This window comes from Mycobacterium kyorinense, from assembly GCF_002101735.1.
Taxonomy (GTDB): Bacteria; Actinomycetota; Actinomycetes; order Mycobacteriales; family Mycobacteriaceae; genus Mycobacterium; species Mycobacterium kyorinense.
This window is the reverse complement of record NZ_LQPE01000160.1, coordinates 18,461-41,315: the sequence shown is the minus strand read 5'-3', so window position 1 is coordinate 41,315 and position 22,855 is coordinate 18,461. Positions and strand designations below refer to the sequence as shown.

At 68.3% G+C, this 22,855-nt stretch carries 14 protein-coding genes; 6 read left to right on the top strand and 8 right to left on the bottom strand.

Features of this window, described 5'->3' with window-relative positions; translation table 11 throughout:
- Positions 1 to 109: 109 nt before the first annotated feature.
- Positions 110 to 2,008, bottom strand: coding sequence for a translation elongation factor 4 (gene lepA, locus AWC14_RS22925; RefSeq protein WP_045376273.1), 1,899 nt, complete (start codon positions 2,006 to 2,008; stop codon positions 110 to 112).
- 51 nt (positions 2,009 to 2,059) lie between these two features.
- On the opposite strand from lepA, the gene AWC14_RS22920 reads away from it, so the two are divergent.
- On the top strand, positions 2,060 to 2,647 hold the full coding sequence (locus AWC14_RS22920) for a type II toxin-antitoxin system PemK/MazF family toxin (RefSeq protein ID WP_045376216.1): 588 nt from the start codon (positions 2,060 to 2,062) through the stop codon (positions 2,645 to 2,647).
- Between the two features lie 3 nt (positions 2,648 to 2,650).
- Here the strand turns inward: AWC14_RS22920 and AWC14_RS22915 are convergent, their stop codons facing one another.
- The 3 genes from AWC14_RS22915 to AWC14_RS29795 form a co-directional block, all read right to left on the bottom strand.
- Positions 2,651 to 3,079 carry a CBS domain-containing protein gene (locus AWC14_RS22915; protein ID WP_045376219.1) on the bottom strand — a complete coding sequence of 143 codons (429 nt, stop codon included), beginning with the start codon at positions 3,077 to 3,079 and terminating at the stop codon, positions 2,651 to 2,653.
- 94 nt (positions 3,080 to 3,173) lie between these two features.
- Complete coding sequence (locus AWC14_RS29800; RefSeq protein WP_235215850.1) at positions 3,174 to 3,410, bottom strand: hypothetical protein; 237 nt, start codon at positions 3,408 to 3,410, stop codon at positions 3,174 to 3,176.
- Positions 3,411 to 3,443: 33 nt separating this feature from the next.
- Positions 3,444 to 3,830 carry a hypothetical protein gene (locus AWC14_RS29795; RefSeq protein WP_235215851.1) on the bottom strand — a complete coding sequence of 129 codons (387 nt, stop codon included), beginning with the start codon at positions 3,828 to 3,830 and terminating at the stop codon, positions 3,444 to 3,446.
- Between the two features lie 166 nt (positions 3,831 to 3,996).
- On the opposite strand from AWC14_RS29795, the gene rpsT reads away from it, so the two are divergent.
- The gene (gene rpsT / locus AWC14_RS22905; RefSeq protein ID WP_045376222.1) at positions 3,997 to 4,257 is read left to right on the top strand and encodes a 30S ribosomal protein S20; all 261 of its coding nucleotides are present in this window, start codon (positions 3,997 to 3,999) and stop codon (positions 4,255 to 4,257) included.
- Between the two features lie 64 nt (positions 4,258 to 4,321).
- Here rpsT and holA read toward each other — a convergent pair whose 3' ends face one another.
- The 3 genes from holA to AWC14_RS22890 all read right to left on the bottom strand — a co-directional run bounded on the left by holA (position 4,322) and on the right by AWC14_RS22890 (position 7,734).
- Positions 4,322 to 5,272: a DNA polymerase III subunit delta gene (holA, locus tag AWC14_RS22900; protein WP_082632590.1), complete on the bottom strand. Its 951-nt coding sequence runs from the start codon at positions 5,270 to 5,272 to the stop codon at positions 4,322 to 4,324.
- Between the two features lie 81 nt (positions 5,273 to 5,353).
- The gene (locus AWC14_RS22895; protein WP_045376276.1) at positions 5,354 to 6,850 is read right to left on the bottom strand and encodes a ComEC/Rec2 family competence protein; all 1,497 of its coding nucleotides are present in this window, start codon (positions 6,848 to 6,850) and stop codon (positions 5,354 to 5,356) included.
- Between the two features lie 47 nt (positions 6,851 to 6,897).
- Positions 6,898 to 7,734 (bottom strand): ComEA family DNA-binding protein, encoded by an 837-nt coding sequence (locus AWC14_RS22890; protein WP_045376279.1) that lies wholly within the window; start codon positions 7,732 to 7,734, stop codon positions 6,898 to 6,900.
- A 240-nt stretch (positions 7,735 to 7,974) separates the two neighbouring features.
- On the opposite strand from AWC14_RS22890, the gene AWC14_RS22885 reads away from it, so the two are divergent.
- The 4 genes from AWC14_RS22885 to AWC14_RS22870 are packed head-to-tail and all read left to right on the top strand — an operon-like array spanning position 7,975 to position 11,712.
- Entirely contained in the window at positions 7,975 to 8,961 is a 987-nt protein-coding gene (locus AWC14_RS22885; RefSeq protein ID WP_045376225.1) for an NAD-dependent epimerase/dehydratase family protein, read from the top strand.
- Positions 8,962 to 9,013: 52 nt separating this feature from the next.
- A complete protein-coding gene (locus AWC14_RS22880) occupies positions 9,014 to 10,171 on the top strand; it encodes an acyl-CoA dehydrogenase family protein (RefSeq protein WP_045376228.1) in 1,158 nt (385 codons plus the stop codon).
- Positions 10,172 to 10,195: 24 nt separating this feature from the next.
- A complete protein-coding gene (locus tag AWC14_RS22875; RefSeq protein WP_045376231.1) occupies positions 10,196 to 11,287 on the top strand; it encodes an acyl-CoA dehydrogenase family protein in 1,092 nt (363 codons plus the stop codon).
- A 2-nt stretch (positions 11,288 to 11,289) separates the two neighbouring features.
- Complete coding sequence (locus AWC14_RS22870) at positions 11,290 to 11,712, top strand: PPOX class F420-dependent oxidoreductase (protein WP_045376235.1); 423 nt, start codon at positions 11,290 to 11,292, stop codon at positions 11,710 to 11,712.
- Positions 11,713 to 11,725: 13 nt separating this feature from the next.
- Here AWC14_RS22870 and AWC14_RS22865 read toward each other — a convergent pair whose 3' ends face one another.
- On the bottom strand, positions 11,726 to 22,678 hold the full coding sequence (locus tag AWC14_RS22865) for a type I polyketide synthase (protein WP_045376238.1): 10,953 nt from the start codon (positions 22,676 to 22,678) through the stop codon (positions 11,726 to 11,728).
- Positions 22,679 to 22,855: the final 177 nt, after the last annotated feature.

The window sequence follows — 22,855 nt, the reverse complement described above, 5'->3', positions numbered from 1 at the left end:
GGGTTCCAAAGTCCCATAGAGTGACCGGCGTGGCGGGCGACCCGACCCCATTTTCACGCCTGCGAGGCGGCCCCCGGAAGGGTCAGAGGGCTCGCGCCAAAAGGTGGCGCTACTTCTTCGCCTTGTCGCCCGCCGCGTCGGCCGACAGTGCTGCGACGAAAGCTTCCTGCGGCACGTCGACCCGTCCGATGGTCTTCATCCGCTTCTTGCCTTCCTTCTGCTTTTCCAGCAGTTTGCGCTTGCGGGTGATGTCACCGCCGTAGCACTTGGACAACACGTCCTTGCGGATCGCCCGAATGTTTTCCCGCGCAATGATTTTCGACCCGATCGCCGCCTGCACCGGCACCTCAAACTGCTGGCGCGGAATGAGTTCTTTGAGTTTGGTGGTCATCTTGTTGCCGTAAGCGGCGGCGGCATCGCGGTGCACGATCGCGCTGAACGCGTCGACGGGCTCGCCCTGCAACAGGATGTCGACCTTGACCAGCGCGGCCTCCTGCTCGCCGGCTTCTTCGTAGTCGAGGCTGGCGTAGCCGCGGGTGCGCGACTTCAGCGAGTCGAAGAAGTCGAAGATGATCTCGCCCAACGGCATGGTGTAGCGCAGTTCGACCCGTTCCGGTGACAGGTAGTCCATGCCGCCCAGCTCGCCGCGCCGGGATTGGCACAGTTCCATGATGGTGCCGATGAATTCGCTGGGCGCGATGATCGTGGTCTTGACGACGGGCTCGTACACGGTGCGGATCTTGCCCTCCGGCCAGTCCGACGGATTGGTGACGATCGTCTCGGTCCCGTCCTCTTTGACCACCCGGTACACCACGTTGGGCGAGGTCGAGATCAGGTCGAGGTCGAATTCGCGTTCGAGGCGCTCGCGGGTGATCTCCATGTGCAGCAAACCCAAAAAGCCGCAACGGAATCCGAAGCCCAGCGCCACCGAGGTTTCCGGCTCGTAGGTGAGCGCGGCGTCGTTGAGCTGCAACTTGTCCAGCGCGTCACGCAGATCCGGGTAGTCCGACCCGTCGACGGGATACAGGCCGGAGTACACCATCGGCTTGGGCTCGCGGTAGCCGGTCAACGGCTCGGTGGCGCCGTGGCGGGCCGTCGTCACCGTGTCGCCGACCTTGGACTGCCGCACGTCCTTGACGCCGGTGATCAGGTAGCCGACCTCCCCCACGCCCAGGCCGTCTGAAGCCTTGGGCTCGGGCGAGACGATGCCGACTTCGAGCAGTTCGTGGGTGGCGCCGGTCGACATCATCGCGATGCGCTCGCGCGGGGTGATCTTGCCGTCGACCACCCGCACGTAGGTCACCACGCCGCGGTAGATGTCGTAGACGGAGTCGAAAATCATTGCCCGCGTTGGGGCTTCGGCGTCACCCTGGGGCGGGGGAACCTGCTTGACGACGGCGTCGAGCAGTTCGGGCACGCCTTCGCCGGTCTTGCCGGAGACCCTCAAGACGTCGCTGGGTTCGCAGCCGATGATGTGGGCGACCTCGCCGGCGTAGCGGTCGGGGTCGGCGGCGGGCAGGTCGATCTTGTTGAGCACCGGGATGATCACCAGGTCGCGGTCCAGCGCCAGATAGAGGTTGGCCAGCGTCTGCGCCTCGATGCCCTGCGCGGCGTCGACCAGCAGCACCGCCCCCTCGCAGGCGGCCAGCGCGCGGGACACCTCGTAGGTGAAGTCGACGTGGCCGGGGGTGTCGATCAGGTGCAGGACATGGTCGGTATCGCCCACTCGCCAGGGCAGCCGCACGTTCTGGGCCTTGATCGTGATCCCGCGTTCGCGTTCGATGTCCATCCGGTCGAGGTACTGCGCGCGCATGGAGCGTTCGTCGACGACGCCGGTCAGCTGCAGCATCCGGTCGGCCAGCGTGGACTTGCCGTGGTCGATGTGGGCGATGATGCAGAAGTTCCGAATCTGCGCCGGCGCGGTGAAGGTCTGGTCGGCGAAACTGCTGATGGGAATCTCCTGGTACGACGAGCGCTGCGCTGCTGCGAGCGGGTATGTCCAGGGTATCGAGGCAGCGCCGTCGGGACACAATCGTGCCGGTCGTCCTATCCTGCGAACATGGCGTCACAGTGGAGGACGTTGCAGCGTTTTCAGAGGAACCTCGAGAATTTCGTGTTCAACGAGGCGCCCAGATTCATCCGCCAGCTGCAGAACTCGCCAAGCATCCAGCGCGGCATCAAGCTCGGCATGGACGTCCTCGCCGGCACCGCGGCGTCGCCGCCTACCGAGATTGCCGCGGGCCGGCCGGTCACTCGCACCAGCGTGCCGACCGCGCACCGGGCCCGCAAGCTGGTCTACGCCCCCGATCTGGACGGTCGCGCGGATCCCGGCGAGATCGTGTGGACGTGGGTGGCCTACGAGGAGGACCCCACCCGCGGCAAGGACCGCCCGGTGCTGGTGGTGGGCCGCGACCGGCAGACCTTGCTGGGCCTGATGCTGTCGAGTCAGGAGCGCCACGCCGACGACCGCGATTGGGTCGGCATCGGCAGCGGCAGCTGGGACGACGACGGCCGGCCCAGCTGGGTGCGACTGGACCGGGTCCTGGACGTGCCCGAAGAGGGGATCCGCCGCGAAGGCGCGATCCTGCAACGCGAGATGTTCGACGTGGTGGCCGCCCGTTTGCGGGCCGACTACTCCTGGAGCTGAGTCCTAACCCTGGGTGATGTAGGACTGCAGCTGCGCCTGCTCGGCCTCCAGCTCTTCCATCCGGCTCTTCACCACGTCGCCGATGCTGACGATCCCGATCAGCTTGCCGTTGTCGATCACGGGTACGTGGCGCACCCGGTTCTCGGTCATCAGCATGCTGATGGCGTCGACCGTGTCGGTCTTCTTACAGGTGGACACGACGGCCGTCATGATCTTGGCGACGGGGCGAGAAAGCACCGCAGGCCCGTGGGTGTGCAGCTGGCGCACCACGTCACGCTCGGAGACGATGCCGACGACGCCCTCGGGCCCCACCACCACCATGGCGCCGATGTTGTGTCGGGCAAGCCCCGCAAGCAGTTCGGTCACCGTTGCCTCGGGGTTGATCGTCACCACCGCCGCACCCTTGTTACGCAGCACGTCTGCTATCCGCATCGGGGCCTCCCGTTGTGATCCGGTTCACACCAGGCTACGGCCAACTCGGTCGGCGTGAAAGCGGCTGGGGGAAATGGACGCTGCCGGTCCTGAGTCAGCACGCCGGGGGCCTGGGGTTGCGGCCCAGGCGAGCGCCGGCCGCCAGCAGCCACGCCAGCGCCGAAACCCGGGCGATCGGCAGCATCACTCCCAGGACCGGCCAGATCAGCACCAGCGTCGCCAACCCGCTACAGGCAGCGAGCGCGAGGCCGATCCAGGCCAGCGGCCGCGGCAGTAGCCCCAGCGCCAGACCGGGCACCGACATCCCCGCGACAAGCAGGCCGAGCGCCACGATGTGCGCGGGTCCGCCGAGGAGAAACGCCAGCTAATACAGCGTCCGAGCCAGGGCGGCGTCGTGACCGACATCGGGTCGTGACAGCATCCAGCCCACCAAGCCCGTCAAACCGAGCGTGCCCGCGGCCAGGATTCCGCCGGTCAGGGCGATGGCCCCGGGCACGGCGGAGCCCAGCTCACGCAGCCCGGCGCCGACCGTCGCCGCGTAGACGGCCAGCGGCACCGCAGACGCGAAGACCCCGACGGCGATGACCTGCAGCGCCACCGGTTGCTCGGCTGCGTAGCGGTGAACCGCGGCGGCCGGCCCGTACGGCAGCGGCATCAGGCCGCCGAGGGCGACTCCGATCGCCACGGCTCCGAACAACAGGGTGATGCAGATGGCGGCCCACAGTGCCAGCATCGGGCGGCGGGCGTCCATAACCGAACGATAGGGTGGCGATCGCGTGTTCGACAGCCGTTTCCGCTGGCCAGTGGGCTCGGCTTTGGGAGAACGCCTCGGCTACTGATAACCTGGTCATTCGCTGCGGCCTGCCTGGCGCCTGCAGCCCCAAAACTCCCGCTGAGATCGACGAAGGAACTACCGCGTGGCCAACATCAAGTCGCAGCAGAAGCGCAACCGCACCAACGAGCGCCGGCGATTGCGCAACAAGTCGGTGAAGTCGTCGCTGCGCACTGCGGTGCGTGCGTTCCGCGAGGCCACCGAGGCCGGCGAAAAGGACAAGGCCGCCGAGTTGCTGGCGGCGACCAGCCGCAAGCTGGACAAGGCCGCCAGCAAGGGCGTCATCCACAAGAACCAGGCGGCCAACAAGAAGTCGGCGCTGGCCCGGGCCTTCAACAAGCTCTGAGCCGACGCTCGACCACACGCAAAAAGCACCCTGAAACCAGGGTGCTTTTGGTTTGTCGGCGTTGTCAGCGGCCCCGCTCGGCGACCAGTTCGGCGACCCGCCGCACGGCGGCTTCCAGCGCGTAGTCGGCGTCGGCGGCGGCACCCTTGACGTCGGCGTTCAGCGCGGCCACCCATCTCATCGCCGTCGCAACCATGTCGCGTGACCACCGCCGCGCCTGTTTCTGCGCCTTCTGCACCCGCCAGGGCGGCATCCCCAGCTCGCCGGCCAGGCGGTACGGATCACCCGACAGCGGCCCGACCCGGCCGATGGTGTGCACCGCCTCGGCCAGCGCATCGGCCAACACCACGTGCGGCTCGCCGCGCATCATCGCCCAGCGCAGCGCTTCGGCGGCTCCCTCGACATCGCCGACCACTGCCTTGTCGGCGATGTCGAAGCCCTTCACTTCGGCCTTGCCGCTGTGATAGCGCCTCACCGCCGCGGCGTCCACGCGGCCTCCGGTGTCGGCGACCAATTGTGAACAGGCCGAGGCCAGTTCGCGCACATCCGAGCCGACGGCGTCGAGCAGCGCGTTGACAGTCTCCTGGTCGACCTTGGCCCGCAGCGAGCGGAACTCGTTGCGGACGAAGTCGGCGCGTTCACTGGGCTTGGTGATCCGCGCGCACGGATGCACCTGTGCGCCAAGTGTTTTCAGCTGAGTGGCCAGCGCCTTGGCCCGCCCGCCACCCGAATGCACGACGATCAGCACAGTCCCCGCCGGAACGTCACCCGCCGCGGCGGCGATCAATTCGGCCGCCTCCTTGCCGGCTTCACCGGCCGCTTCGAGAACCACTACCCGCTCGTCGGCGAACAGTGACGGGCTCAGCAGTTCGGCGAGCTCGTAAGTGCCGACTTCGCCAGCCCGCAGCCTGCTCACTGGAATGTCGTCGGTGCCGGTCCGCTGCCGTACCGACCGCAGGACAGCGGCCACGGCGCGCTCGACCAGCAGTTCCTCGTCTCCCAGCACGAGGTGCAACGCCTGGTTCACCGTTCGATCGTGTCATGTGCGGCCGACAATGATCCGCTGGGTCAGTTGGCGGCGACCCGCTGCACTCGGCTACGCCGAGTTTGCGATCGCCGCCGGTATCAGGCCGGACAGCGACCATGCCACCAGCCCCACCGCGCCGACTGCCGCCGCCGCGCGAAACCACCGCCACCGCCACAGCACGACGGTCAGCACCGCGGCGGCGGCGACGAGCACCACGCCCGACGTGCCCGACGGCACCGGCACGCTGGCGGCCGGCACGGCCGCCGCCCAGTGCGCGATGTGCAGCACCCACCACAGTTCCGGACCGGTGAACCGAATCAGCAGCTGCGCGGCCGGCGGCCAGACCATGCACAGCGCGGCGGCGGCGCTGCCCAGCACGGTGATCGGGGCGATCAGTGCGGCGGCCGCGAGGTTGGCCGCCGCGGCCACCAGGCTGACCCGGCCCGAGATGCCCGCGACCAGCGGGGCGGTCACCACTTGCGCCGCCCAAGCCACGCAGACCGCGTCGGCCAGCGGTTTGGGCCAGCCGGCCGATACCAGCCGCGCCGACCAGACCGGCGCGATGACCACCAACGCGGCCGTGGCAACCACCGACAACGCGAAACCGACGTCGACCGCCAGCTGAGGCGCGATCACCATCAACAGCAGCACGGTGGCCGAGAGCGCCGGAATCGCCTGGCGCCGCCGCGAACTCAATAGGCCCGCCAACGCGATGGCGCCCATTACCGCTGCGCGCAGCACGCTGGCCGTCGGCTGCACCACGATCACGAACGCCAGCAGCGCCACCGCGGCCAGCGCGACCGCCGCCCGCGGGCCGATCAGCCGCGCGGTGAACAGCACCGCGCCGCACACGATCGTGACGTTTGCGCCCGACACCGCGGTGAGATGCGTCAGCCCGGCTGTCCGGAACTCTTGGCCGGTGATGGCGGTGACCGTCGACGTGTCGCCGAGCACCAGCGCCGGCAGCATCGCGGCTTGATCGACCGGCAGCACGCGACGCGCCGCGGCGGCGAACCGATCACGCACGGCGTGCGCGGCACGATAAACCGGCGCGGCGCTGCCGGTCGTGGGCGCTCCGATCGCGTTGACCACCGCCACCGTCAGGTCACGGCGGATAGGACGGGTGATCCGCGCCCGAAACTGCACCGGTTGACCCACCATCACCTCATGGAAAGTGGTCGCGGACGCGAAAACCACTACACGACCGCTGATTTCGTGGTCTGCAAGCCGCTGGGCGGTGGCGCGGAACATCAACCGACCGCGCCCCAGCGACACTGCGCTCTCGCTGGGTGTGACCGTGATCCGCGTGGCCGTTCCGAACGCCGCGGTGATCGGGTGGCGCGCGACCGCGTTGGCGCGCAACGCGATCGCGAACCCGAAGCCCGCCCCCACCACACCGATTGCGACCAGACCGATGCCGAACGTGCGCAGTCGCGACGCGCGCGCCGACAGCGCGCCCGTTACCGCGGTCAAAACCCCCAGGGCCGCAAGCAGGTTGCCCACCGGCCAGACGATTCCCGCGGCGGTGACCAGCCAGCCCGTCAGCGCGGCCGGCACCAGACGCACATCCAGCCGCGCCGGCGCCGGGCCGCCGAACGGGTTGTGCACGGCCCTCAGACACGTACCAGTGTGCGCAACTTTTCCAGCCGCGCCGGGCCGATGCCGTCGACCTCGGCGAGCTGGTCGACGCTGTTGAATTTGCCGTTGGCCTCGCGCCACGCCAGGATCGCAGCCGCGGTCACGGGCCCGATGCCGGGCAAGGTGTCCAGCTGTTGCACCGTCGCGGTGTTCAGGTCGATCACCTCGCCCGGCTTGGCCGACGTGGGCCTGGCCGGCTTGCCCGGCGCCGCGGGCGCGGCCGGCGCGGCCGAGCCCGGGTTGACCGAACTGCCCAGCGCGGTCGGTTGCCCTTTCGGCGGCGCGACGCCGACCACGATCTGCTCGCCGTCGCCGACCTGGCGGGCCATGTTCAACCCGATCGTGTCGGCGCCGTCCACGGTGCCGCCGGCGGCGTTGAGCGCGTCGGCGATCCGGGCGCCGGGCGCCAAGGTGACCAGGCCTGGGCTGTGCACCAGGCCGACCACGCTGACCACCACCGGCGGGGCCGGCCCGGCCGACGGGCTCGCACTCGGGCTACGGGTCGCCGACGAGACCATCTCCACCGGCGGCAACTTCGCCGACGCCACTGGCGCCGGCCGATCGCGCACCAGCGTGAACACGGTCACCAGCACGGCGATGGCGGCGATCACCGCCAACGCGATTGCGCCGGCCCGGCCGGGATCGGCGCGTACCCGGGCAAGCAGGCTCTGCTGCGCGGAGCCGTCCGGAATCCACCGCGGCAGCAACGAATTGGGGTCACCGTCGCCGTCATCGTCGGTCGCGTCGTTTCCGGCGTCGGGTTGGGCGCCGAGGCGCCGGTGCAGCCGCTCGGCAGGCAGTTCTGTTCGCATGCGCCGACGGTAGGTGCGCCGACCGTCACCGGCGCTCGCCGCGCGCCGTGCCGAAGCCGGGCTGTGGAGGAACACCGAACTGTGCACAACCCAGGTTTGACGATCGACCACGCGGGTAGCCGGGCGCTATGAATCTCAGGGACGCTGCCAAGCCGCCCGTCGCCGTGGTCGCCTCGGTTGCCGGCATAACCGTGGTCGGCGTCTTCTGGTGGCGCCGGCGCTCCGGCCGGCGGCGCTGACATGGGGCTCACCGTTGCGGTCACCGGGCCGACCGGCGAGATCGGCACCTCCGCGGTGGCGGCGCTGGAGCGGGACCCGGCCGTCGACCGCATCATCGGCATGGCCCGTCGCCCGTTCGAGCCGTCGTCCCGCGGATGGACCAAAACCAGCTACCGGCAGGGCGACATCACCGACCGCGAGGCGGTGGACGCGCTGGTCGCCGACGCCGACGTCGTCGTCCACCTGGCGTTCATCATCATGGGGTCGCGCGAAGAAAGCGCCCGGGTGAACTTGGCCGGCACCCGCAACGTCTTCGAAGCGTGCGCGGCCGGTTCCGCCGAGGGACGCCCCCACCGCCTGGTGTATAGCTCGTCGGTGGCCGCCTACGGGTACCACGCCGACAACCCGGTCCCGCTCACCGAGGACGTGCCGCCGCGGGGCTCGCCCGAGCACTACTACTCCGAGCAGAAGGCCGCCTGCGAAGCGGCCCTCGCGGAGATCACCGCGGGGTCGCCGCTGGAGGTGTTCATTCTGCGCCCGTGCATCGTCGCCGGCCCGCAGGCGCACGCGCTGGCCGAGGCGATGCCGTGGAACCGCATCCCGTACGCGGCCGCCGCGACCCGGGTGTTGCCGCTGCTCAAACCGCCGGTTCCCGACCCCGGTAACCCGCTGCAGCTGGTGCACCACGACGACGTCGCCGCGGCGATCGCGCTGGCGGCGACGGGTTCGGCGCCACCGGGCGCTTACAACATCGCGGGCGACGGCGTGCTGTCCGTCTCCGACGTGGCCGCGGCGCTGGGCGGCCGGCCGGTGCGGGTTCCGGCCGCGGCGGCGACGGCGGCGTCGGGGGTGATCGCCAGGCTGCCGTTCGTGCCCTCGACGGCGGAATGGCTGCACGTGGCGCGCACGTCGGTGGTGATGGACACCACCAAGGCCAAGACGCAGCTGGGCTGGACACCGCGCTACACGTCGGCCGAGACGTTGGGGGCGCTCGCCGAATCGCTGTGAGGACGGGGGCGCTAACGTGCAGGGCAGAGTTCACCGACTACAGGAGACTGCCATGCAACTGGCGCTCACCGCGGAGGAAGCCGCCTTCCGCGACGAACTGCGCACCTTCTACACGACGCAGATCCCGGCCGACGTCCGCGAGCGGGTCCGCCTGGGGCAAGTCAACCGTGACGACATCGCCACCAGCCACAAGATTTTGCACGAGCACGGGCTCGCGGTGCCCAACTGGCCGGTCGAGTGGGGCGGCAAGGACTGGACACCGGCCCAACACCAAATCTGGCTCGACGAGATGCAGTTGGCCTGTGTGCCCGAACCGCTGAACTTCAACGCCAAGATGGTCGGCCCGGTGATCGCCGAGTTCGGTTCCCAGGAGACCAAACAACGCTTCCTGCCGCCCACGGCCAGCCTGGACATCTGGTGGTGCCAGGGCTTCTCCGAACCGGAGGCCGGCTCGGACTTGGCCTCGCTGCGCACCACCGCCCTCCGCGACGGCGACAGCTATGTCGTCAACGGGCAAAAGACCTGGACCACGCTCGGGCAGTACGCGGACTGGATCTTCTGCCTGGTGCGCACCGACCCGCAGGCACCCAAAAAGCAGGCCGGCATCTCGTTTTTGCTGATCGACCTGGACACCCCGGGGATCACGATGCGGCCGATCAAGCTGATCGACGGCGGCCACGAGGTCAACGAGGTGTTCTTCTCCGATGTCCGGGTGCCCGCCGATCAGCTTGTCGGCGAGGAGAATCAGGGCTGGACCTATGCCAAGTTCCTGTTGGGCAACGAACGGACCGGCATCGCCGGGGTCGGCCGCACCAAGGTCCGCCTCGCCGAGGTCAAACAACGCGCCACCGAGACCGGCCTGATCGACGATCCGCTTTTCGCGGCCCGGCTCGCCGAAGCCGAAAACGACGTGCTGGCACTGGAACTCACCCAGCTGCGGGTGACGTCGAGCTCGTCGGGCGGTAAGCCCAACCCGGCGTCGTCGGTGCTCAAACTGCGCGGCAGCCAGTTGCAGCAGACGGCCACCGAACTTCTGGTCGAGGTCGCCGGCCCGGATGCGCTGCCGTTCGACGCCGGCGACGAGATCGCGTCACCGGCATGGGCGCAGCACAGCGCGCCGCATTACCTGAACTACCGCAAGACGTCGATTTACGGCGGCAGCAACGAGGTGCAGCGCACCATTATCGCGTCGACGATTCTCGGCTTGTAGATAAGTAGGAGCGTGAGGTAAGCCATGGACTTTCAGTTGAGCGACGAGCAGGTGCTGCTGCGCGACACCACCCGCGACCTGCTCGCCCGCAGCTACGATCCCGAAAGCCGGCTCAAGGTCGTCGACACCGAGCTGGGGTGGAGCCGCGAGGTGTGGAGCCAGCTGGCCGACACCGGAATACTCGGCCTCGGTTTCGACCCCGCCGAGGCGGGGCAGCTGGAAATCATGGTGGTGCTCACCGAAATTGGGCGCCGGCTGGCCCCCGAACCGGTGGTCCACGCGGCGCTGGGCCCGGGCGCGATCATCGCCGAGCTGGGCACCGAGACGCAGAAGCAGCTGCTGGACGAGGTGGCGGCCGGCCAGCGGCTGTTGGCGTTCGCGCACCTCGAACCGCGCGGCGGCGACGCGACAACGGCTGCGTCGCAGGGTGATTCATGGGTTTTGAGCGGCCGCAAGAATCCCGTGCTGGCCGGCGACTGCGCCGACACCCTCGTGGTCAGCGCCGGATTGCCCGACGGCGGGACGGGACTGTTTGTGGTCGACGCCGGTGCCGTCACCCGGCATCCGTATCAGACGTTCGACGGTCAACGCGGCGCCCAGATCGACCTGGACCAGACGCCCGGCGAACCGTTGGGTGCGGTAGGCGACGCATCGGCGGCCATCCGCAATGCCGTGATCCGCATCCAGTCGGCATTGTGCGCCGAGGCCGTCGGCGCCATGGAAGAAGCGCTTCGGCTGACCACCGATTACCTCAAGACCCGCAAGCAGTTCGGCGTCACACTGAACACCTTCCAGACGCTGACCCAGCGGGCGGCCGACATGTACGTCTCACTCGAACTGGCCCGCAGCATGAACTACTACGCGGCAATGTCGATCGCCGACGGCAACCTCGACCCGGTGATCGCGGCCCGGGCCAAACTGCAGATCGGCCGCTCGGGCCGGCACATCGGGCAAGAAGCGATCCAACTGCACGGCGGCATCGGCATGACCGCGGAATATCCGGTCGGCCACTATGCAGCCCGGCTCACCGCGATCGAGCACACATTGGGTTCGTCGCACGACCAGCTGCATGTCCTCGCCGACCACGTCGGCGACTACGACGTCGTCACCCTGTAGGCATGGCCGAGCTCTCCGCGGACATCGTCGAATTTCTGTCGGCGGGCACTCGCACCGGCATGCTGGGATACGCCGCCTCCGACGGCCGTCCGCTGGTCGCTCCGGTGTGGTTCATCGTCGACGATGGCGAGCTGGTGTTCACCACCGGCCGTAATACCGCGAAAGGCCGTGCGCTGGAACGGGATTCACGCGTGGTGATCTGCGTGGACGACCCGCATCCGCCCTACTCGTTCGTCCAGGTGCAGGGCATTGCCACGACGGTCGAGGATGCGCCCGAGCTGCTCGACATCGCGACGCGGATCGGCGGGCGCTACATGGGCATCCACCGCGCAATCGAGTTCGGCCGGCGCAATGCCGTTCCCGGCGAGCTGGTGGTACGAGTCCGCCCCACCAAGGTCGTCGCCGCGTTCAACATCGCCGACTAGGCGACCGCCGAACTCAACTCGGCTGTGGCGCTGCGACGGATTCCGGCTCGCCCGACTGCGATTCCGATTCCCCCGGCAGCTGACCGGCCAGGTACTCGGCCAGCCCGCCAATTGTCGGATAGTCGAATACCGCGGTGGCATTGATCGTGAACATGCCACCGAACTGGCTGTGCAACCGGTTGCGGAGCTCGATCGCCATCAGGGAATCCGTCCCCAGGTCCAGGAACCGACTGGTTGCGGCGGGCGGTTGAGCGAGCCGCAGGAAACCCTGCACTTCGCGCTGCAGGAACTCGGTGATGAAGCCGGCGCGCTGCGCCACCGGTATCTCCTGCAGTTGGCGAAGCAACTCAGCATCACCGCTGGTCTCCCCGACGGCACTGGGCAACACGAGGTCCAGAATTGGTGGGCGAGAACTGCCCAGCACCTTCATGGCGCGCTGCCAGTTCGCCTTGAGGACGGTGGCCTGCGCGGTTCCGTTCGCCACAACCTCGGCGAGCGCGCCGAGGGCCGCCGAGGGCTCCAGCGGAATCAGGCCTTGCGCAGTGAGATTGGCGCGGGCGGCCTCCGAAGACGCCATGCCCCCTTGTCCCCAGGGACCGAAGTTGACGCCAGTCGCCGGCAAGCCCCGCGCCTGCCGTTGCGCGACCAGCCCGTCGAGCAGCGCATTGGCAGTCGAGTAGTTGGCCTGGCCGGGTGAACCGAGCAAGCTGGACACCGACGAGGACACGATGAAGAAGTCCAGCTCGTCGTCTGCCGTCAACCGGTCCAAGTAGCAGGCACCGAACGCCTTGGGCGCCAACGTGGTTCGGAACCGGTCCAGGCTCTGCTCAGAAAGCAGGGCGTCGTCGAGCACGCCCGCCAGATGCGCCACTCCCGCGAGCGGCGGCAACTCCGCACGAATCCGCTCCAGCAGCGTGGCCACTTCCGACTCGTCGCCGACGTCGGCCGCAAAGGTGTGGATGCGGCACCGGTAGCGCTCGGTGATGTCCTCGATTGCCCGCCGCGCGTCCGCATCGGGTGCGCGCCGGCTGGTCAGCACGATGTCGCCGGCGCCGAGTTGAGCCAAATACGACGCCATGTGCAGGCCGATCGCGCCGAGCCCGCCGGTGACCAGATAGCTTCGATCACCGCGCGGCTGTAGCGGCTTCGGCATTTGCAGCACGATCTTGCCGATATGCCGCGCCTGCTGCATGCGCCGAAACGCCGTCTTGGCCTCCGTCAGTGGGTAGATCTCGGCGGGCAGCGGCGTCCACTCGCCGCTGGCCAACCCGTCCGACACCTCGTCCAGCAGGCCACGAATCCGCTCGGGCTCCTGCACGCAGGCCCAGTCCAACGCGACGATCTCATACGAGATATCGGGACGCGCCGCCGCCATCTGCTCGCGCGTCCAGATGTCGCGCTTGGCGATCTCGACAAAACGGCCATTGCGGGCGGTAGCCCGTACGGTCGCTTCGATGAATCCCTCGTTGGTCAGGCTGTTGAGAACCACGTCAACACCTGAGCCGTCGGTGTCGGCCAGGATCTGGTCCGCGAAATCCGTACTGCGCGAATCGTAGACGTATTCCACACCCAGCTTGCGCAGTGTCGCGCGTTTGTAGGCGCTCGCGGTGGCGAACACGGTCGCGCCTTTCCGTTGCGCCATCTGGATCGCGGCCAGCCCGACACCACCGCTCGCGGCGTGAATGAGCACCCGGTCACCGGGCTTCAGCTGCGCCCAGTCGAACGCGAGGCGTACGGTGAGCGCCGCGGCGGGAATCGTCGCCGCATCAACGGCGCTCAGCCCGTCGGGCAGCGGCGCGAGCAACTGAACCGGCACATTGAACCGGCTGGCGAACGCACCCTGCATGAAACCGTAGACGCGTTGACCGATCTCGAGTCCGGTGACGCCGTCGCCCAACTGTGTGACGACGCCGGCAAAGTCGCCGCCCAGCGGGCCCGGATCCCCGGGGTAGAGGCCCAGCACGTTGAGCACCTCGCGGAAGTTCAAGCCACCGGCCTCGACCCGCACCTGCACACAGCCCTCGGATGGCGGCGCCACTTCGGTCTCGGTCAGACGCAGGTTGTCGATCGCGCCGCGTTCGGTCGGCGCCAGGACGTAATCGGCTGCACGCGGCACCGCGAGGTGACCGCTACGTGACCATTGCAGCAACCGAGGCGTGAAGAACTTTCCTTGCCGCAGCGCGAGTTCAGGTTCGCCGACCGGTGTACCCAGAAGACCGGCCAGCGCGTGCACGGCCTCCTTGGAACCGTCGCAATCGAGCAGCCTGCAACGCAGCGCCGGTTCCTCGTTGACGATGGTGCGCCCCAGCCCCCACAGCGCCGCCTGCACCGGGTCGACCGGCTCGCCCGACTCGGTTGCCACGGCCCGTTCGGTGACGATCCACAGCCCGTCGGGAAGTTTGACTGCCTCGTCGGCCTGCAACGTGTGGACCGCGCTGAGCAGATGAGCAATCTCGCTTTCCAGCCGCGCGGCCGCTTGCGCGCTCGACTCGTCTGCACTCGCTCCCGCGCCGCGCCAGACGATGCCGGAGAACGGCATCCCGCGCTCGTGCGCCGCTGCGATCAGCTTCCCCAGAAGTTCTGGATCCGTCTTCCGGTCGAAAGAGATGCAGCCCGGCAGTTCGGCCGCGAGTTCGTCGAATCCGGCGACCAGCCATGTGCCACTGGTACTTCCGACACCATCCAGCGACGGTGGGGCCGGCACCTCGTGCCAGCCAAGGCTGTACAGCAGCCTGGTGGAATCGCCGCCGAGCCCACGCAACAACGCCTCCCGAGGCGCACGCTTGACCGTGAACTCGCGGATCCCGCCCAGGTGGCGGCCATCTCGATCGACGAAATCGATATCGAAGACTTGGGTTTCGCTGTCGAGGGCGCTGGCATGCCACCTCCCGCGGCAATAAAACCGCCGGGGCATCTTCTCCCGCAACATCACTTGCCCGTAGCGCAGCGGCAACAGCAGATCGTTCAAACCCTGTTCGGCCGCGACGAGCGCCGGAAACGCCGGGAACACGACGCCGGTGCACAGATCGAGCAGCACCGGGTGCATCGGCTCGGTTCCGAGGTGCTCGGCGAGTTCGTCGCCGACGACGAGATCGCCGATCGCCTCACCCTCGCCGACCCACAGCGACTTCAGGGAACCGGACCAGGTTGTCCCCCATTCCAGCTCGCTCGCGGCGAACGACTCGAACAGTTCGGCCGGACGCATGCGGTCCGACCGTTCGATGGCCGCCTCGATGGACTCAGCAGGATCGGGCGCCGGCTCGTCGTCGACACCGCTGACGACGGTGCCGTCCGCGTTCAACGCCCACTCGGCATCACGGACACCGTAGGGCCGGCTGTTCACCCGGAAACTCCAACCCCCGTCCTCGAGCGGATGCAACGTCAGCTGCACCTCGCGAGAGTCCTTCTCGGGCAGGATGATCGGCTCGTAGAAAATAACGTCTTTCACCCGGGCCGGCGGACCGACCGCGGCCAGGGCCATCGCCGCATACGTCGCCCCGGGGACGACCACGGTGCCGTAGATGACGTGATCGGACAGCCACGGCTGCGATTTGACGGACAGCCGGCTGGTGTACACGGTGTCGCCCGAGGCCAGATCCTTTGCGGTGCCCAGAATTCCGGATGCAGCGGCGCCAACCCCTCCGGCTATGGCGAACGCGCCGGTCTTGGGCCAGAAGCGACGGCGCTGGAACGGGTACGTGGGCAACTCGAGCCTGCGCCGCGGCTGCCGATGCAACGCGTCGAATGTGGGCCGATGGCCGCTGACATAGGCCCCCGCCAGAGCTTCTGCGATCTGGCGACGGTCACCGACGCCCTTGCGTAGCGAAACGATCGCACGCGGCGCGGCCAGGTGTTCCGGCCAGACCTGCACCGCCGCCCCGGTCAGCACCGGTTGCGGACCGATCTCCATCAACACCGAGCACCCCAGCGCCGCCACGGTGCGCACGCTCTCGGCGAACTGCACCGGCTGGCGGGAATGCCGCCGCCAATACCCCGCGTCCAGTGGGGTTGCCGCCGTGAGCACGGTGCCGGTGCGGTTGCAGACCAGCGGCAAGGTCGGCGCAGCGAACTGCAACCGCGCTGCGTACGACTCGAACTCGCCGAGCACCGGTTCCAGCAACTCCGAATGGAAGGCGTGGCTGGTTTCCAGCCAGCTGCAGCGGATTCCGTCGTTGCCGAACGTGGCGACTATCTGCTCGAGATCCGCGCCCGGGCCGGACAGCACCGTGTTGGGGCCGTTGTAGGCCGCGACCGACACCCGAGGAAATTCGGTGGCGACTTCCTCGACGTGCTTGGCGTCGGCGAACACGGCGACCATCCGGCCGCCTTCCGGCAGGCTGCCGAACAGCCTGCCCCGCTCGGCCATCAGCCGCGCCCCGTCCTCGAGGCTGAACACCCCGGCGACGCACGCCGCCGCGTATTGGCCGACGCTGTGCCCCAACACCACATCGGGTTCGACGCCCCACGACTGCCACAGCCGGGCCAGGCCCATCTCGACCGCGAAGAGCGCCGGCTGCGCAAACGAGGTGTGCCGCAACGTCTCTGCGACATCCCGGTCGGCGGCGAACAACACCTCCAGCAACGGTCGCGGCAGGATGCCGTCGACCGCGTCCGCGCAGCGAGTCACCGTTTCTGCGAAAACCGGCTCGGCGGCGAACAACTCGCGCGCCATCCCCGGATGCTGGCTGCCCTGACCGGTGAACAGCCATGCCGTCGTCGGCCGGTCGGCGCACTCGCCACGCAGCACGCCGGGCCGCAGCCGGTTCTCGGCCAAGTCGGCCAGGCCGTCTCGGGCTGCCCGGACCGAATCCACCACCAGCGCCGCCCGGTGTTCGAAATGCGATCGCCCCACCCCGGCCGTCAGGCACACATCGGCGACGTCGACGTCCGGGTGGCTGTCCAGCCAGGAGCCGTAACGTTGCGCCAACGCCACCAACGCTTCTGGCGACCGCGCCGAGAGCGGCAGCACGCTCACCGCATCAGCGTGAGCGCCCGACTCGGGCTCCTCGGTGGCCGCCGGTGGTGGCGCCTCTTCGACCAGCACGTGCGCGTTGGTGCCGGTGAATCCGAACGAGCTGACCCCGGCCCGCCGCGGCCGGCCGTTGGTCTGCCACGGAGTGGGCTTGTCCACGACTTGCACCGGCAGCGAATCCCACGGGATGTGCGGCGAGGGGTTGTCGAAATGCAAACTGGCGGGCAGCACTCCGTGTTGCAGCGACAACACGACCTTGATCAGACCGGCGGCCCCTGATGCCGACTCGAGGTGGCCGATGTTGGTCTTGACCGATCCCATCAGCAGCGGACGGCCCGAGTCACGGGCGGCGCCGTAGACCGCGCCGGCGGCCTGCGCCTCGATCGGGTCACCCAGCGGGGTGCCCGTCCCGTGCGCCTCGAGGTAGTCGACGTCGCCGCCGCTCAGACCGGCACGGGCCAGGGCCGTCGCGATAAGCCGTTGTTGTGCACCACCATTGGGTACAGTCAAGCCGCTGGACGCGCCGTCCTGGTTGACCGCGCTGCCCGGGATGACTGCGGCAACCCGGTCGCCGTCGCGCACCGCGTCGCTGAGCCGCTTGAGCACCAAAATCCCGCAGCCTTCGCTGCGGACATAGCCGTCGGCGGAGGCGTCGAACGTCTTGCACCGCCCGACGGGCGACAGCATCCTGGCGCGCGAGGCCGCGACGACGGTGACCGGACTCAGCAGGACGTTCACCCCGCCGGCCAGCGCCAGATCGCAGTCCCCGGAATGCAATGCCTGGCAAGCCTGGTGGACGGCCACCAGCGACGAGCTGCATGCGGTATCGACCGCCACCGCAGGCCCTTCGAACCCCAATGCGAAGGCAACCCGACCGGAAATGGCGTTGAGCGCATTGCCGGTGATGAAGTAGGGCTCGATTTTGTCGATCGACTCGGCAGAGAGCAGATGGGCGTATTCGTTGGCGGCCACGCCGGCGAAGATGCCGGTTCGGCTGCCGCGCAATGCGGACGGTGCGTAGCCCGCCCGTTCGAGTGCCTCCCACACCGTTTCGAGCATCAGCCGCTGCTGCGGCTCGATCCAGACGGCTTCGCGCGGCGAGATCCCGAAGAATTCCGGATCGAATCCGTCGATTTCGTCGAGGAATCCACCGCAGCGCGTGTAGGTCTTGCCGGCAGTATCCGGATCCGGGTCGTAGAACTCGTCGATGTCGAATCGGTCCTCCGGAACTTCCCGGATCGCGTCGACACCGCCGGACAACACCTCCCAGAACGCTTCCGGATTGGGCGCGCCCGGGAAACGGCATGCCACCGCAACGATCGCGATCGGCTCGTCGGTGCGTGTCGGGGCTGTCGACGCCGGCTGGGGCGCTGAAGCTTTTTCGCCAAGCGCAAGCACGTCGCCGAGCAGGTAGTCCACCACGTCGGACAGACGTGGGTAGTCCATTGCCAGCGTCGCCGGGATCTCCTTGCCCACTCCTTGTTCGATGCGGCGCCGCAATTCCACTGCCATCAGCGAATCCATGCCGAGATCGAAGAATCCGGCGTTCTCCCGGATCTCCGCGGCATCGACGCGCGTCACGTCTGCTACCGCGTCGCGCAGGTAATCCGTCATGAGTTTCCTGCGCTGCTGCACGGGAGCATGCGTGAGCCGCTCGACCAATTCGGGCTTGCCCGACGGCGTCGTTGCCGGGACCGCGCTGGGCGCCTCGCGTTCCAACTCCGCCAGGAATGCGCGCCTGCCCGTTTGTTGGTAGAGCGGCAGGAAGCGGGCCCAGTCGATGCGGGCCACCACACCTTGCGCCGACGACGGTGCCGCCATGGCATCGGCCATACCCGCGAGCGCATCGGCAGGCGATAGCGTCCGGACTCCGCGCTGATCCAGCCGCGCGCGAGCCTCCGCGTCGGCCATTCCCGCCGACCACGGACCGAAGTTCACACTGGTGCCGGGAACACCCTGCTCGCGCAGCCGCCAGGCCAGCCCGTCGAGGAAAGCGTTAGCGGCGCCGTAGGCGGTCTGACCGAAGCTCCCCCACACCGAGGCGATCGAGGACGTGCTCAGGAAAAAGTCCAGCTGAAAATCAGCGGCTGCTTCGCTCAAATGCCAGGCACCCCAGACCTTCCCGGCGAAAACACGATCCACTTCCGCCTCGTCGAGGGCGCTCAGCGGTGTGGTACCGACCTCGCCCGCGGCATGCACGATGCCGGCCAACGGCGGAAGTTCGGATCGCACGGTGGACAACAGGCGTGCGACGTCGTGCGCGTCGGAGACATCGGCCGCGGCGACCCGGAATTGGCAACCGTGTTGTTCGCTCGACGCGTCGATGCGCCGTTGTGCCGCTTCGCTGGGCGAGCGTCGGCCGGTCAACACCAGGTGCCGGGCGCCGTGGGCGGCCAGGTATCCGGCGATTTCCAGTCCCAGGGAACCGAGCCCGCCGGTCACCAAATACGTTGCGTCACTGCGCAGTACCAGTGGTGCAGCGCTCGGCTGCTCAACGCGTCGAACCAGCCGGGGAACGTAGACCGCCTGAGCGCGCAGGGCTAGTTGGTCTTCCCTGATCGCCGAGTCGCGCGCAGCGGCCGCTATCTGGTCGATCAGCCGCGACCATTCCTCGGCGGTGCCGTCGGCCAGATCCGCCAGCCCGCCCCATACGTGCGGATGCTCGAGTGCAGCGGCACGCCCGAATCCCCACAGGCAGCTTTGGTCCGGTGACACGGTGTCGGCGTCGGTGACTCGTTGTGCGCCGCGAGTCACCAGCCAGATGGGTGTGCGCACTTCGGCAGCGACGGCGGCGCGGAAGAGTCGCCGTGTTCCGCCCAGGATGTGGTGCTGCATCCGCAACAGCGAACGCATCGACGGCGCGGTGTCGGGGCCGACGGCCGCGAGATGCAGGATTCGTAGGGCCGGTTCGTCTGCTGCCGCAGCGCGCAGTGCGGCCGCGAGCTGTTCCTCGTCCGCGTCGCACACCGGCAGCCCGAAAAGCCGATACTGGTGTCCGCGAGCGCTCAACACGTCCGCCAAAGGCTGAGCGGCAGCGGCATCGTCGCCGATGAGCAGCCACGTGGATGCCTCGCGGGCTTCCGCATCTGCGACCGTGGACCTCTCCCATCGGAACTCGTAGCGGGCGTCCGAGATCGACTGGGATTTGCGCTGCTGGTTGTGTTGTGCGGCAAGCTTTGTCAACACATCGAGGGTCTGACGATCGTCACTTGCGGCGTCGATCAAGGCCGCGAGCTCTTCGATGCGGCCATCCTCCAGAAGGCGAATGGCCTGCGACCGCGCCGCGCCGTGCTGTTGCTGGTCACGGTTGGGCCGATTGTCCCGGAACCAGTACTGGCGATGCTGGAATGGATAGGTGGGCAGGTCGAGCTTGCGCGCCGGGCCCAAGACAGTGCCGAAGTCGGGCTGGTGGCCCAGGACATAGGCGTCGGCGAGGGCTTCGGTGATCTGCCGGTGGTCGGCGGTGTTGCGACGCAACGACGCGATCGCTCGCGGTGCGGTGGCCGGGTCGGGCCATGCCCGCAGCGCGGCGGCGGTGAGCACCGGCTGCGGGCCCATCTCCAGCAGGACTTTACAGCCGAGATCGGCCAGGGTGCGCACGCTCTTGGCGAATTCCACCGGCTGCCGCGCGTGGCGACGCCAGTAGTTGCCGTCCAGCTTGACGCTTCTGCCGAGCGTGGCGCCGGTGCGGTTGCACACCAGAATGCGTTGTGGCGAACGGTAATTGAACTGGTCTGCATATGACTCGAACTCGTCGAGGATCGGGTCGAGCAGCGCCGAGTGGAACGCGTGGCTGGTGTCGAGCCAGTCGCACCGGACACCGTCGGCACTCAGGCGGGCTACCGCATGCTCCAGATCCTGTGCGGGTCCTGACAATACGGTGTTGGCGCCGTTGTAGGCCGCTACAGACAAATTCGGGAACTCGTCGGTGAGGCTCTCCACGCGCTCGGCGGCGGTGAACACCGCGACCATCCGGCCGCCCGCGGGCAAGCTGCCGAAAAGGCGGCCGCGCTCGGCCATCAGCAAAGCACCGTCCTCGAGGCTGAGCACGCCCGCGACACACGCCGCCGAATACTGGCCGACGCTGTGGCCGAGCACCACGTCGGGTTCGAAGCCCCAGGACTGCCACAGCCGAGCCAAACCCATCTCCACCGCGAACAAGGCAGGCTGGGCGTACGACGTCTGTCGCAACGTGTCGTCGCCCTCCGGATCGAAAATCACGTCGAGCAACGGTTTTTCGAGAACATCGGCAACCACTTCGGCGCATCGGGTCAGCGTCTGGGCGAAAACCGGCTCGGTGTCGAACAGCTCGCGGGCCATGCCCGGGTACTGGCTGCCCTGACCGGTGAACAGCCACGCCGTTTTGGGTGCGTCGTCGGATACGCCGCGCACCAAACCGGGCGCGGGACGGTCGTCGGCCAGTGCCGTTAGCAATTCGGTGGCCGATTGCCTGGAATTGACCACCAAGGCGGCCCGGTGCTCCAAGTGTGCTCGCGCTGCCCCGGCGGTGAAGCACACGTCGGCCAACCCGGCCTCCGGGTGTGAGCTCAGCCAGGTGCGGTAGTGATCGGCAAGCTGCACCAAAGCGTCGGGAGTGCGCGCCGACAGCGGAAGTACGCGGAATCTCCGGTCCCCCGGCCCCTCGACCGGAAGCGGTGCCACCGCGCGCTCGCCCGACTCCTCCGGCGCTTCGGAGAGGATGACGTGCGCGTTGGTGCCGGCGAACCCGAACGAGCTGACTCCTGCAATACGGGCCTGCCCGTTGCGTTCCCATGGGGTCGCCTCCTGCACCACCTGCAGCGGAAGCCGGTCCCAGGGAATGTGCGGCGACGGATTGCGGAAGTGCAGGTGCTGCGGCAGCAGCCCGTGCTCGAGCGACAGGACCACCTTGATCACACCTGCGATCCCGGCCGCTGCTTCCAGATGCCCGATGTTCGTCTTCACCGAGCCGATCAGCAGCGGCCGGCTCGCCTCGCGCCCGGCGCCGAGCACCGCGCCCGCGGCCTGGGCCTCGATCGGATCGCCCAGCGATGTCCCGGTCCCGTGTGCCTCCAGGTATCCGACGTCGCTGGCGGCCAGACCGGCGTGTTTCAGCGCCGCGGCGATAACCCGTTGCTGGGCAACACCGTTGGGCACCGTCAAGCCGCCCGATGCGCCGTCCTGGTTGACCGCGCTGCCCCGGATCACGGCCCGGATCCGGTCGCCGTCGCGGATCGCGTCTTCGAGCCGCTTGAGAACGATGACACCGCAACCCTCGCCGCGTACATAGCCGTCCGCAGCCGCATCGAATGTCTTGCACCGGCCGTCGGGCGCGAGCATGTGTGCACTGGAAAAAGTGATCATCGTTGCGGGCGTGAGCAAGACGTTCGCGCCGCCGGCCAGCGCGAGGTCGCATTCCCCCAACCGAAGCGCTTGGCATGCCTGGTGGATTGCCACCAACGACGAGCTGCACGCCGTGTCGACCGCGACCGCCGGGCCCTGCAGCCCCAACCGGTAGCTGATCCGCCCGGCCGCCGCGGCATTCGAGGTCCCGATGGCCATATAGGCTTCGATTTCGGAGTACGTCAGCTCGTCAGATGCCATCCCCAGGTAGTCGTGCGTGGACAAGCCGACGAATACGCCGGCGTTGGTATTCGCCAAAGCCGTTGGTGCGGTGCCCGAATGCTCCACGGCCCGCCACGCCGTCTCCAGCAAAAGCCGATGCTGCGGGTCCATCAACCTGACCTCGCGCGCCGACATACCGAAAAATGGCGCGTCGAACCCAGTTACGTCGTCGACGAAACCTGCCCGCCGGGTCACGACCTTGCCGGGCGCGTCGGGATCGGGGTCGAAGAATTCATCGGCATCCCACCGCTCCTGCGGCACCTCCGAGACCGCGTCCCGGCCTTGGCGCAGCACATCCCAAAACTCATCCGTGTTGGAAGCACCCGGGAAACGCGCCGCGTAGCCGACGATCGCAAAACCTGACTGCTGCTCGCCCTCGGCGGGTGCCATACGGCTGTCCTCTCTGTTGGGGACGGTGAAGATTCGGTCGTCGCGCGCATCCGCGCGGCTCGGTCGCGCATCAGAATTGCTGCCGCGGGCCGGGATTGCAAGTGCGTTGCCGGCACCGGTGCGGGGCACCGTACCGCAAGGTATGGCTCTCGGACAAGTGTTGCGTGCCGCGTGATT

Bases quoted from the DNA above. Each gene is read 5' to 3' on its own strand.
- AWC14_RS22865 (WP_045376238.1), bottom strand. From the start codon at position 22,678: ATGGCACCCGCCGAGGGCGAGCAGCAGTCAGGTTTTGCGATCGTCGGC.
- AWC14_RS22885 (WP_045376225.1), top strand. From the start codon at position 7,975: ATGGGGCTCACCGTTGCGGTCACCGGGCCGACCGGCGAGATCGGCACC.
- AWC14_RS29795 (WP_235215851.1), bottom strand. From the start codon at position 3,830: ATGGACGCCCGCCGCCCGATGCTGGCACTGTGGGCCGCCATCTGCATC.
- AWC14_RS22890 (WP_045376279.1), bottom strand. From the start codon at position 7,734: ATGCGAACAGAACTGCCTGCCGAGCGGCTGCACCGGCGCCTCGGCGCC.
- AWC14_RS22875 (WP_045376231.1), top strand. From the start codon at position 10,196: ATGGACTTTCAGTTGAGCGACGAGCAGGTGCTGCTGCGCGACACCACC.
- AWC14_RS22880 (WP_045376228.1), top strand. From the start codon at position 9,014: ATGCAACTGGCGCTCACCGCGGAGGAAGCCGCCTTCCGCGACGAACTG.
- AWC14_RS22870 (WP_045376235.1), top strand. From the start codon at position 11,290: ATGGCCGAGCTCTCCGCGGACATCGTCGAATTTCTGTCGGCGGGCACT.
- AWC14_RS22915 (WP_045376219.1), bottom strand. From the start codon at position 3,079: ATGCGGATAGCAGACGTGCTGCGTAACAAGGGTGCGGCGGTGGTGACG.
- AWC14_RS22920 (WP_045376216.1), top strand. From the start codon at position 2,060: ATGGCGTCACAGTGGAGGACGTTGCAGCGTTTTCAGAGGAACCTCGAG.